A 13,199-nucleotide genomic window follows, 5' to 3' on the forward strand; every position below is an offset into this window, starting at 1 on the left:
TTCATCCGTGCGTCGGCATCGAGGTATTCACCCCGGCGCGGATGCCGGTCGGCCACCGGCCCGTGACCGTCTTCACCCGCGTGTAAAATCGAACGCCTTCCATACCATGCACATTATGATCGCCAAAGAGCGAACGCTTCCACCCGCCGAAACTGTGAAATGCCATCGGCACGGGTATGGGGACATTGATGCCGACCATGCCCACTTGCACTTGGTTGGCAAAGGCGCGGGCCGTGTCTCCATCGCGGGTGAAAATCGCAGTCCCGTTGCCGAACTCATGATCGTTCACCAACTCCAGGGCCTCTTGAAATCCTGAGACACGCAGCAACGACAGCACGGGACCAAAGATCTCCTCACGGTAAATTCGCATATCGGGAGAGACCTGATCGAAAACGCAGGGTGCCACGAAGAAGCCTTCCCCGGGCGGGAGCGATTCTTGAGCATGGCCGTCGGAGATAAGCATTGCTCCCTCCTGAACGCCCAATTCGACATAACCTCTGACCTTGTCCCGATGCGTTCCGGTAATCAGCGGCCCCATCTCGGCGCCCGCAGTCGTTCCTTCCGCGATCTTCAGGCGCGCGATGCGATCTTTCAAGCGTGCGAGCAACGCATCGCCGGTCCCATCTCCCACGGCAATAGCGACCGAGATCGCCATGCAGCGCTCACCCGCTGAGCCATACGCGGCGCTCGCCAACGCATCGGCTGCCTGGTCCATATCAGCGTCCGGCATCACGATCATGTGGTTCTTCGCGCCACCGAGAGCTTGCACGCGTTTGCCGGCATGAGTACCGCGGCGGTAGACGTATTCTGCCACCGGGGTCGAACCAACAAAGCTCACTGCGCGAATTTGAGGATGATCCAGAATGGCATCGACCACTCGTTTGTCCCCGTGAACGACGTTAAAGACCCCGTCGGGCAGCCCTGCTTCTTTCAGCAGCCTGCCGAGAACGAGCGAAGCCGAAGGATCGCGCTCGCTTGGCTTCAGAATGAAACAATTTCCGCAAGCCAGTGCGATCGGTACCATCCAAAGCGGGACCATCGCGGGGAAGTTGAACGGCGTAATTCCAGCGACGACGCCTAGCGATTGACGGTACGACCAGCTATCGATCCCGGTTCCGACCTGTTCGGTGAATTCGCCCTTCAACAGATGAGGAATGCCGGTGGCAAACTCGACCACTTCCAGTCCGCGCATGACCTCGCCCCGCGCATCGTCTAACACCTTGCCGTGCTCGGAGGTGATGACCGCGGCAAGCTCATCAGTATGCCGCTCCAGCAGGTCGCGGAACCGGAAGAGCACACGTGCCCGGCGCAGCGGAGGCTGGCTCGACCATTCAGGAAAGGCCGCCACCGCTGCTGCAACAGCAGCGTCTAACTCCGAAGCGCCGTCCAGCGGAACACGGCGCTGAACCTGACCGGTCGCTGGGTTGAAGACGTCGCCGAAGGCTTTCGCCTCGCCATGAACGGCACGCCCACCGATCCAATTTGGTACGCTTTCCAGGATGTGCGGAGTTTCCGCCTGTACCTCCGGAGCTGCAATCGTAGCCATGACTCCTCCTCTCGACAAGGAGGAGCATACACCAGCACCCTCCTTTTGAGGAGGCTTCGATCGGCATCGCAGGCCCGGAGCCTTAAGTGCCGGCTATCCATTGAAGCGTCTTAGAGGCGAGACGTTCAAAGGCCAAGACCGCCAATTCCAGATGCTCTAGCCGGGTATCTTCTATCTTGTTATGACTGATACCGGCGAGCGATTGCACAAACATCATGACCGTCGGAATTCCCGCCCGCGAAACCTCGGCGGCATCGTGTAAAGGTCCGGACGGCATGCGGTGAGAGACTCCGACTGTCTCGAGAATCGCTTGGTCGCATAGCTCGACAAGCTCCGGGTGAAACGGAACTGGCTCGATACTCCAGATCTTCGACCACTCGACGGTGCAGCCCTCTTCCTGGGCAAAGCGCTGGCTGGCTTCATAGGCTTCGCGAAACATCTCTGCCAACACCCTAGAATCGAGATCTCGCTGATCGAGCGTCGCCTCGCATCGCCCCACTACGGCAGTCACGATCCCAGGGAAGGTCTTGACGCTCCCCATCGTACAGACCGCATCCGGATGCTTTGCCGCGATCGAGCGGATCTCCAAGGCGAGCTTGGCTGCGCCGGCCAAGGCATCGCGGCGCGCCTTCATCGGAGTCGAGCCCGAATGAGCTTCCTGTCCGTAAAAGGTAATCGCATGCCGTTCCACCCCTTTGGTTCCGAGCACCACGGCAAGCGGCAGATCCATCGCCTCCAGCACCGGCCCTTGCTCGATATGAAGTTCCAGGTAGGCGGCAATATCCTTCCGGCCTTCAGCGACTTCGCCGATCCGGTCAAGGACAATCCCGCACTCCTTAAGTGCCTCATCGAGACGAATGCCATCACGGTCCTGACGCGCCCGATCCGCCTCGATTGTGTGGGTCCCGGCAAAGGCAGAAGACCCGAACAGGCTGCGGCCGAATCGCGCGCCCTCCTCATCGGCCCAGTCGACTAGACTCACAGTAACTGGGGGATGGCCCCCGTATTCCTCAGCGATGCTCCGTAGCACTTCGAGTCCAGTGAGAAGTCCAAGACAACCGTCCAGCCAGCCGCCATTTGGCACCGAATCCAGGTGGCTGCCGAGCACCAGCTTCTTTTCTGATGCGCCCCGCAGCGTCAGCCAGACATTCCCGGCGGCATCCCGATGCTGCGTGACCGGCAAGCCATCGAGCTTGCCCCGGAACCACTCCCGCGCCTTCAGCCACGTCGCGGTCCACGCCACTCGTTGAGCGCCGCTCGCATCCCCAGTGAGCTGCTGAAGCTCTTTAAGGTGAGCGACCACTCTCTTCGGATCTACCGGCATCATCCTTCTCCAGCTTCAATCGATTTCGCTCCATCAACGATAGAACGATTTGGCGTAGACCGCCTGCTTTGTTGTTTCGCAGCAAATCGGAACTTGTTTGAGGCAATCGATAGAGGCGGGCAATAGCCGGCGCAGGTGCGAGAAGGCCCATCCCTCTCCACAAGGGGCTGCGTCTACCGCCGCTTACCCCTTCAACTCCGGGAATGCAGTGATCCTCAACTTCGCCGCCGCATAAGGCACAAGCGTCAGACGTTCACTGGGTTCGTCGCTGCTCACGGGGCTCTGCGGAATGGGGTCGGCAACGCCATCGACCGCCCGCCAGGAAGGCAGCTTTCGTGCCTCGACCTCAAGAGTGACCGGCGTTCCTTCGCGCGCAAATGGAGATGCATCGAGCGAAGTTTCCTTGACTCGTATATCGCGCACAGTTCGTTCACTCGCAGCAAGCGCGTAGTTCCATGGGGAACTGGGGAAAACCTGCCAATCGGCCGTCATGCCACGGTCGCGCAGCTTCACCCAGTCTTCGCCGATCGGATACGAAAAAACCAACGGACCGCGATTGACCGAGATCGATTCGTTGTACCCGCGAACTAAGGTCGGTTGCAATGGAAGCTGTAATTCAACGACATCCCCGCTCTTCCACTGCCGCTCCACTTGAACGAAAGTGCCCTTCTCAGCCGAAGGAAGAAGGCGCCCATTCACTTTGATGGTGGCGTCCTCAGCCCACCCGGGAACTCTCAAGCGGAGTGGAAAGGTAGACGCAGCAGCGGGATTGATCGCTATCCGAACGGCTCCGCGGAAAGGATAATCGGTATCTACAGAGACACGTACCGCGACCCCTCTCACGGTTGTGTTGACTTCACAGGGTGAATACACCGCAGCCACCAGTCCATCATCGTGCGATGCCATCCACAGGGCTGCCGTGAACTTAGGCCATCCCTGGTGATAGTTTGCCGTACAGCATCCGAAGTTCGGTTCCAGGCCGTAGAGGTTGGATTCTGGCCCGTCGGTAGTCCACGGCTTGCGATGCAGGCTTACCTCAACCTGATTCGGCTCCTGGTTATATTGATGGGCCCACATATCATCGGTGAACGTGCCGGGTAATGCGTTGAAAGCGATCTGCTCCAGACGATCGCCGATGCTTGCATCCCCCAGAATCGCGAGTGACTGCTCCAGCGAAAACATAGTCTCGACAACCGTGCATAGCTCACTTCCCTGAGAAGGATTGCGGCCAGCAAGATGCTCGTCGCAGGAGAACATGCCATTTGGCAGTCCATGATAGGTGTCGAGCGCCGCAAGCATTTGATGGAAGCCGCGCCGGTCGATCTCGGCGCCTGAGACCATCGCCCAAACCGGCGCGGCTTTAAGCGCCTGCCCGTTGTTGACTCCGTGGGTCGACAATGCCAGATCAGCCAAGCCCTGACCTTCATTCAGCTTGATCATCTCTGCCGTGACCGGCTGAGTGTATTTGAAGTCGGCGTATTGCGCCTGCCAATCGAACCCTTGCCGGTGCAAGAGCCGGACAAGATCGACCAGGCTTGGATCACCGGTGCGGTTGTACAGCCAGATCGCGACCAGCGCATTATCCTGCCAACGGAACTTCCCCCAGTCCCGCAGCGGTCTGTCGGGAAGAGTCTTCAATTGATAAGCGAAATAGCGCGAAAGCAATGGCAGTACTCGAGGATCGCCCGTCACCTCTGAATATTGGACCAGTGCTTTGAGCATGACCATACGCGGCCACCAATCGTTGTTGCTGGACGGACCGATCATGCCGTCAGCTGCCTGATGCGTCAAAGTCCATTCGACATATCTTTGCGCCTTGGCTTTGAGGCGATCATCGTCAAGCAGGTAAGCCAACGGAAGCAATCCGTCGAGGTAATACGGGCCTCGTTCCCAGGAGTCGCCGGTACCGCCCAGCCAGCCACTGTTGTTTCCTACATCCGCCCAGGTTTCGTCCAGATGGCCAGACAGGCCATGCGCTTGAATGCGCAGTTGATTCAGCAGCCATCCCTTCGGCCGAACTGAACCGAGAGGCAGTAGATAAAATGCATTGGGGGCCATCGGCGAGCGGTTCTTAAAAACTTGCGAAGGACGTGCGAGTACCCGGGCCGCGAACGTATCCGCAAGTGCGTGCCGGCTGCTTAGAGGCAAAGAAGCGATTGCCGCGCTTCCTGCCTGCTTCAGAAATCGCCTGCGGCTGTTTGCCTTTGCTTCAGGTTTTTTCATCTCAACCAAATCCGCCTTTTGTCTTGAAGTCCGCTCATGAGTGGTTTCTAGCTGATCGCCCCGTTTTAGCTAGTAGCCAACGTCAAAAGCTCGTCAAGGTTCTTAGCAGAGGTGGACTCCGCCCCTCGAGGCAGTCCAGGCGCTACCACCAGGGCCTGCTTATGAGCTTCGTACCACACCAGAAAAGAAGACTCCCCGGCTCCCGGCAATCGTTGCTGATTGATCCACTGATAGTAGGCGCCCATGTCGGCGTCAACCAAAGACCCGGCGAAGTCGAGGTTCGTCTCGCTGCGGCCGCTGGTCAGCAACTCGTTCATCGGCTTCTGCTCTTGCCGCGGAGCAAATCGAACCAGGAGCGTCAGCGGCTGTGCCCTGCGCAAGGTTTCGCGTGCGGCCCATTGTGCAAACGTGGTGCTGAATATCTGCGTTCCGGAGCCTTCCGTAAACAGCCTGACTTCAAACCGGCCGAGGACCTTATCTCCAGCCCGCTCCATACCAAGGTCCGCCGGGGACAACCTGGCAAGACGACTACGAAGTTCCTCCGGGCCCATCCCTGGCTGGCTGATCTCCGTCTGAACGTACTTCAGCAGCGCGGAGCGAACCGGCTCGAGCGCCCGATAGGACACGCATGTCAGCAATGGGCTATGGGCAGCTTCCTGCCCGCCATCGACATACCAGTGACCGTAAGTGGCGGGATAAGTCTTCGCGCGGGCAGCAGCAGCGGCCAGCAAAAGTTCCACTCCATCCTTCGGGTCGACATTTCTGAAATAAGTGCCGTGCGCACGCAAGTTACGGAATAGCGGTCCTTCATAAGAAGAAAGACCTTGCCCGATAATGGCGATCCCCAATCTGCGTACCGGCAGCTTTGGCTTTGGCAGGACCGCTTGCAGACGATCTCCATACGAAATAGCAGCCTGGCGAAATCCGTCCAGTTGATGCGTGGTCCAGAGATAGGCCGAAAGCTGTTCGACGAACTGTGCCGGCTGGTTGATCCAGTCGAACCGCTGCAGATTGGGCGAAAGCGAGAACGACGAAAAGGCCCCAAACCACTCCTGCATCTGTGCTCGCGACAAGGAACTCAGATTTGTAAGTTCGCCATCGATGGCCGCGCGCTCAGCCGGAAACTTGAAATCATACTCAACCAGCTCCCGCAATAAACTCGGCGCTATCGAGAGCGGCAGTTGACGAATCGCATCCAGGTGAGAGATCACCAGCATTCTTGCTTCTGGCGGGTACCCGGCGAACTGCTCGGCCTTGAGTTCCGACGGAAGCATAACGCTAGACCAGTTCCTTTACCGGCCGGCCCTGCGCCTGCGATGGGGAGAACCCCATCATCAATCCGAGCGTCGGCACCAGATCGATCGACTGCAACGGATTATCGTAGACCACGCCTTCTTTCACTCCAGCCCCCATCGCCATCATCCAGGTGGTTCGCGAGGCTGCATCGCCGGTGCGGTGATGCTGAAACCCATTTCCCCCGGCATCCTCGTCGCCATCCCGCCCGAAATCGGGAAGGATAAACAGAGTGGTGTTGCCCGCGTACTCCGGTTCGCCTTGAGCCGCATTCCATAGCTCCGCGCAGAGACGATCCGTTCGCCGGATTGCATCAATGTACAGCGAGTAGGCTCCCGAATGGGCAATATCGATATCGTGCATGGTGATCCAGAGCAGACTCGGCGCCTGCTGCCGCATCAATCGCCGAGCGATGTACATTGAGAGCTCGTCCGGACTGGACACCGTAAGCGCGTGCGCTTTGAAGTCTTCCACTGACAGCTTCAGGATCATCTCTAATTGCTGCAATTCAAATTCGCCGCCGGCCAGCTTTGGTGTGTAGAGCGGAGTCTCGTAGTTGTCATGCAGCAGATGTTCATAATCCGTCGAATTTCCCGACGTCGCCGCGTTCAACAAGTGTTTGGGCAGCACCACTCTCGCCCCCATCCCTGGTCCATACGAGCGATAGTCGCTCTCCCCGATACGGTTGAAGCCATTGCTGGGCGCCACCACCCAGGCGTCGGAAGAAGGCCGGTTCAGGTCCTTGCGAAAGTACTCGAAGACGGTTGGATGTTCCGGGGGGACCGCGGAAAAATTATTCAGCGTCTCATAGACCCCAGTTGCCAGGCTTGCCGTCGCCACATAGTGGCCGAGAATACCTTGGTTCATCACCTGCGTAAAAAAACTGGCTTGAGGGATTAGTTCGTGCAGCAGATGGGGGATGTTCTCCTGCCCCTGCGGGGCGAAGGTCTCCTGGTCTCGAGCTCCTCCGCCAAATGTAATGACAATGACCTTCCGCTTCCTGGCAGCCGCCGCACCATGCACCAACGGGCTTGCGCCCAGCATTGTGGCGCCGAGTGCGACACCCGCCGCGCTGCGCAGAAAGTCGCGCCGGTTGCAGCTGAGGCCTCTCGCAAGTTCCAGCGGTGAAAAGCGACCCGGAGCGAGATATCCTGCTCGAACAGCCTTGCTTGGTAATGTCCAGTCCGACAAGGCAAACCTTCCTAAGCACTACTTGGCTGGCGGAGCGGCCTTTGCCGAGTAAACAAACTGCTGAACTTCCGTCGCTTCCTTGTCCACCTCAGCAAGATGTTCCGCCCGCAATCGCTGATAGACGTCAAATTCGGTCGAGGCCTGGCTCTTCTGTCCGACGTGAACATAATACTGAGCCAAACGATAGTGAGCATCCGCAAGTTTGGGATCGACCTGCAAGGCCTGCGTGTACTCAGGCAATGCTTTCTCAGACTCATGCCCCTGGGTATAAAGAATGCCCAGCTGCAAGTGCGCCTCGGCAAGCTTAGGATCAAGGGCGACTGCTTTTTGGAGTAATGACTCGATCTGCGCATGCTCGGGGTTAGCTTCTTCCGCACCTTTTCCCTTCCACAAGCTCATAGCATAGTAGTATTGCGCGAGCCCGTTACTCGGCTGGAGTTCCGCGTAGCGGCGGAATCGTTCGATGACGTCTGCTGCCTGATTTGGCGAACTGTCGTACGCCTTTGCAAGAAAAAGATAGCAACGGGCATCTGAAGGATCGAGATCCGCGGCCGCCAAAAGAGACCTCACCGCCTCCTCGTATTTTCCGCGCCAATAGAGGGCCATGCCCAAACCGATTCGCAGCCGGGGAGAGCTCGGATACCGTTCCGTAGCTTGCTGGAAAACCTCGATCGCCGGTCCGTAAGTCCGATGAAGAAGCAATTCGCTCCCCCAGGCAAACAGGTTGTCCTCGCTCGGATCCAGACGCGCGGCAGTCTCAAATTCCTTTGCCGCCTCCACGAACTTGCCATCCTTCTCCTCGATCTGTCCCAGCAAATTATGTAGCTCACCGGTATTTTTCTCGAGAATCAGTCTTTGTACAACCAGCCTCGCTTCCGGAAGTTTTCCGATAAGAAGATCTGTCTGGGCGAGGTCGTAGCCATTGTCGTACGAGGTGGGTTGAAGACGCTGCGCCTCTTCAAGAAGGGGCTGTGCCTGAGCGACCTTCCCGGTTTGGACGTAGAACTCGCCGAGGTTATGGTTCGCCTCGTAATCCCGGGAGCTAGCCCCGTGTGCCTTGAACAACTGGTCCCCTGCTAATTCCGGTTTTCCTGCGTGCGAGAGAGCCGCTGCAAGATTGGTCCTCGCTTCGGCTGAATTTGGCTTCAAGTGGACCGCCGCTTCCAGTTGTCCCACCGCCTTGTCATTCTGCGACTCGGCAGCGTAGACCAGGCCTAAGAGCTCATGAACCTCGTAGCTCTTTGGTGTCTTCGGTAGAAGAGCCTCTAAGAGAGCAGCGGCCTGGGCAAACTTGCCCGCATCATATTGAGCCACCGCTGATTGAAATTGCCGATCGAGCTGTTGCCCCGGCACTTCTGTCTGGCTGGAAGCGAACGCCATCCTCCCGAATGGAAGCAGAAAGGCGAGAACCGCAAGTACAGATCCGGAAGAAGTGGATCCGGCTGCTGGGCAAGTGGAATGCATCTTGTCGAGGAAAAATTGGGTAACCGCGTGCGACCGTGAGATACGGCTACTCTGTTTTTGCTGGAGCCGTAACCAAGGCCTGTTGCACACCGCCCCACCTCGAGATCAACACACCAACAAAATCCTACGCGAAACACCCCGGAAGGTCACTCCACCAAGTGTGGTGACCTTCCGGGGTGTTTTGCTTCAGTCGAATTGCAGTTAGTAGTACAACTTTAGAGCGAACTGGATCTGTCGCGGGTCGTAAGGAGCATCCCGGGTCGATCCGATTTCGCCAAAGCGTGAATCGGTAAAGTTGGTTGAGTTGGTAATCGCCACCACGCCATTGCCGCCGAAGCCGGGAGCATTGAAGTTCGGGTGGTTGAGTATGTTAAAGAACTCAGCCCGGAACTGCATCGAGACCCGCTCCGTGACCTGGAAAGCTTTGAAGGCGGAGAGATCGAACTTCGTCACCCCAGGGGCCCTGAGAGTCTCAAGACCACCGCCCAGCGCAGCAAGCCCGTTCAACGGCACGCATCCAGATGGAGAATCCACTACAGGCACGGGGGCACCTGCTGTGCCTCCGAGCAAGCAAGGCTGTTGGAAGGCGGCTGGATTGCCAATCCAATTAAGTTTTCCGTTGGAGTCGGTGTGCAAACCGAGCTTCGCGCTTTGCCCCGGAACCAGCACGTCGTAGCAGCCGGTGCCGGCGCCTGATGTGGAGGGGCAGCTGAAGGTCACAGGTTGGCCGCCCTCGAGGGTAGCGATCCAGTTCAGACTCCACCCTCCCACCGCTGAATTCGTCAGGGCGTTCGCATTACCCAGGAAGTGCTTGCCTTTGCCGAAGGGCAGCTCATACCCGCCGCTGGCGTGGAAGACATTCCGTATATCGAAGTCGGCAGGACCCCAATCGTACTTGATCCCGGCGCCCGGTACATAAGGAGCACGGTAGCCGCCATTGTTGCCGCCGTTGAGCAAGTCGCCGGCATCGGAGAGCGTCTTTGAGAAGGTGTAAGTGAAGAGGTAACTCAACCCATTCACGGCCTGCTGCTCCAGAGTAAGCAGACCGCCGTTATAGATGCTCCTGCCGATTGTTCGTTGGTAGCTTCCACCATGGCCGAAATCGGGAAATGGCACAAAGTTCGAGGTGCTTGCGTTTGCCGGCAGTAGTTGGCTCACCTGGTTGTTCCCAATCCCGGTCTGAAGATTGGTGCCGTTCGTCAAGACATAGGCAGCCTGAATCGAAAGCGTCCGGGTAACCGCATATTGCAGGGCAAAGTTAGAACTCAGCGTGCGAGGAGTCTTGTAGTTGAACTGAAGTCCCTGCAGACCCAAGCCCGAAGCATCCACTGCTAGAGGCGTGAAGCCGATGCAAGAGAATCCGGAAGAGAGCGTCGCCGTGCCGCCTGGACCGGCAGTCCCGCATCCCGCCCAGGGAGTGCTGGCGCTAATCGGAGTGACGCTGGGGACGTAACCAGGCAAATTCGCCTGCGAGTAGTTGAAGTTGAAGACGAAGGGATAGTTCTCGCCGATATTCGGTCCGTAACCCTGATTTTCAAAGGCGTTATAGGAGAATCCGAATCCGCCGCGCGCCACCAGCCTTGGTGTGGCCTGATAGGCAAAGCCTAGACGCGGCGCAAAGTTGGTCTTCTGCGTCTGATACAGTCCTTTGCCGTATCGGTCTGTCTCCTCCAGCGCAATGCCATCTTTCGCCAGAAGATCGAGGAAGCCACTGCCATTGAGCGCGGGGTTGTTGGCTGTTGAAGACAGGCTTCGATCGTCTTTCCCTGTCGCCGGGATCAGGTACGTCGGGACCCCGTTTGGCGGTCCGTCCTGCACGAAATTGGCTTGACCGCCGTTCGCTTCTCCGATCGGCCCGAAGTAGTCCCAGCGCAACCCTAGGTTGAGCGTCAGCTTCTGATTGACCTTCCAGTCGTCCTGAAAGTAGGCCGCGAAGTAGTTCCTGACGTCGTAGGTCTTGTTGATGTTGGAGGCTTGCACCTGATCGGAGCCGCCAACGTAATTGACTCCATTCGGAACCGTCGCCAGCTCTGGAACCAGGAGGAATTGTCCTTTGCCGGTCGCCCCGCCGCCGACGTTGGGGATATCAGTAAAGCTGACCGAGCTGCTGTTTGAGTTATAGCTGAAGGTGCCGCGCGAGTATGCCGGCTGGAGGGTCGAAAACTTGACGTGCTGATATTCGATACCGGTCTTGAAACTGTGGCTGCCGTAAATCTTGGTGAAATCGTCCGTGATCTGCAGCGTCTGGCTGACTTCGTCCGAAGGCAGATAAGAGTTGCTGCCCAGGGTCGACAGTCCGCTGATTGAGATGGCTGGGAGTCCACCGTTCTCCGAAACCTGGGGAATTCCCTGAATGCCAAACTGTGCAGGAATTCCAAGGGTGCTGCCCACCGGACCGTACCGGGTGGTATGAAGATGGTTAAATCCACCGTGGATTACGTTAATGGTGCTCGGGGTGAACACGTGCGTGTAGCCCGCGACCGCTTGATCCGACTTTGCCGACTGATTGCCCTCCTGAAAGCCGCCGCCATCAGCGATGCCGCCAAATGGTCCAGGAATCAGGTTGGGATCGTCTTCGTAACTGAACCGAACGAATACCTGATCTTTCGCGCTCGGATCATAGTCTCCGCGAACGTCGAACTGGTTGCGATGCTCGTACAGGTTCGGACTCGATCCGAAATTCGACGAGACGCCAGCGCTGGTCGGGTTGGGGAAGAGGTTCAGCAGCTTGATGGCATTCGGATCCAGCCGGCCCCCTGGAAGCTGATTCAAATCGGGGCAGGCTGCCAGAGAATAGCTCGCCGTGCCTGGCCCGCAGGCAGCGCTAAATGGGTCCCGAACGTATCCAGTAGTGGGGGCAACGATGCCGGAGACTGGGTCCACAACTCCCTTCGTGACTGCCCGGGTCGTGGCCGGATCCAGAATCACACCGCCCGGTATCTGCCGGCCAAGCGCGTCGGCGCGTGGCGCACCCGTAATGATGTCGGCAAGGTTGGTGTAGTTGCTGCTGCGCTCGGCCACGGTCGGAACCGTAACGCCGGACTGGGTGTTGCCCTGCACTCTCCGCAGACCCTCGTAATCCCCGAAGAAGAAGATCTTGTTCTTGAGAATCGGACCGCCGATCGATGCGCCAAACTGGTTCTGGCGCAGCTCGCCCTTGGGAATGCCCTGGTTGTCTTCAAACCAATCAGCAGCATCCAGCTTGTCGTTGCGGAAGAACTCCCAGACCGCGCCGTGAATGCTATTGGTGCCGGACTTGATCGTCGCATTCAGGACAGCGCCCGCCGAGCGCCCGAATTCGGCGCTAAAGTCGGCAGTCTGCACCTTGAACTCTTGAATCGCGTCAACCGGCGGAAGAATGACGAAGTTCGTCCCATTCAAAAAGTCAACCGCGTTGGAGTTGTTGTCGATGCCATCCAGCAGGTAGTTGTTCTGCGCAGGACGCAATCCGTTGGCAGAAAAAGCGCCTGAGGCGGAGTTGCCGCGGGTGTCGGCTTGCGGAGTATTCACGCCGGCGCCGAGCTGCGCGAGAAACGTAAAGTTGCGCCCGTTCAGTGGCAGGCTGTTTACGCTTCTTTCGCCAATGACCTGGCCTACGGACGCGTCGTCGGCCTGCAACTGTGGCGGCGCGGTGGTCACTTCGACCGTCTCGGTCGCAGCGCCAGTCTTGAGCTGCACATCCACTTGCAGATGCTGGCTGACCGACACGCTCAGATGCTGCTGGGTTGTGGTGGAAAAGCCGGGAGCGGTCACCGATACGGAGTAATTGCCGATCCTCACCGGAGAGAAACTGTATTCGCCGCTGCTGTTCGTACTCGCTTCGAGGGTCAAGCCCTGGTCGATATTCAGGAGCGTCACCTTCGCGCTCGGAACCACGGCGCCGGTAGGATCGGTCACCGTTCCTGCAATCGAGCCTTCATCGACCTGTCCAAAAACCCGCTGCCCTTGCGCCAAAAGCAGGCAGAGACACGCCGCGGCGAGAAAGCCTCTAGTTTGCCACCAATTTTTAATATTGCGACCACAGCCCATGGGAATGCCTCCAAACTCTTACGCCATGGCGCTTCTTTCAAACCATGGTCGGCGCGCGGACTCCAAAATCGCCGCGCTGATTCGTTTTTCTAGTAACCGGTTACATGTGTGCCGGAATGAAGATATAGA

General features: G+C 58.0%; 7 protein-coding genes. All 7 read right to left on the minus strand.

Translation table 11 applies throughout. The features are described from left to right. Window position 1: 1 nt before the first annotated feature. Window positions 2-1,546 (minus strand): CoA-acylating methylmalonate-semialdehyde dehydrogenase, encoded by a 1,545-nt coding sequence (locus ACPOL_RS08960; RefSeq protein ID WP_114206744.1) that lies wholly within the window; start codon window positions 1,544-1,546, stop codon window positions 2-4. A gap of 82 nt (window positions 1,547-1,628) precedes the next feature. Beyond that, complete coding sequence (locus tag ACPOL_RS08965) at window positions 1,629-2,873, minus strand: Zn-dependent hydrolase (protein WP_236657344.1); 1,245 nt, start codon at window positions 2,871-2,873, stop codon at window positions 1,629-1,631. 180 nt (window positions 2,874-3,053) lie between these two features. Further along, entirely contained in the window at window positions 3,054-5,093 is a 2,040-nt protein-coding gene (locus ACPOL_RS08970) for a beta-L-arabinofuranosidase domain-containing protein (protein ID WP_114206746.1), read from the minus strand. A 65-nt stretch (window positions 5,094-5,158) separates the two neighbouring features. Next, complete coding sequence (locus ACPOL_RS08975; protein ID WP_114206747.1) at window positions 5,159-6,367, minus strand: hypothetical protein; 1,209 nt, start codon at window positions 6,365-6,367, stop codon at window positions 5,159-5,161. A 4-nt stretch (window positions 6,368-6,371) separates the two neighbouring features. After that, the gene (locus tag ACPOL_RS08980; RefSeq protein ID WP_236657345.1) at window positions 6,372-7,577 is read right to left on the minus strand and encodes a hypothetical protein; all 1,206 of its coding nucleotides are present in this window, start codon (window positions 7,575-7,577) and stop codon (window positions 6,372-6,374) included. Between the two features lie 18 nt (window positions 7,578-7,595). After that, entirely contained in the window at window positions 7,596-8,957 is a 1,362-nt protein-coding gene (locus ACPOL_RS08985) for a tetratricopeptide repeat protein (protein ID WP_114206748.1), read from the minus strand. Between the two features lie 285 nt (window positions 8,958-9,242). Continuing rightward, entirely contained in the window at window positions 9,243-13,070 is a 3,828-nt protein-coding gene (locus ACPOL_RS08990) for a TonB-dependent receptor (protein WP_114206749.1), read from the minus strand. Window positions 13,071-13,199 lie beyond the last annotated feature (129 nt).

It is taken from the genome of Acidisarcina polymorpha (assembly GCF_003330725.1).
GTDB classification, from domain to species: Bacteria; Acidobacteriota; Terriglobia; order Terriglobales; family Acidobacteriaceae; genus Acidisarcina; species Acidisarcina polymorpha.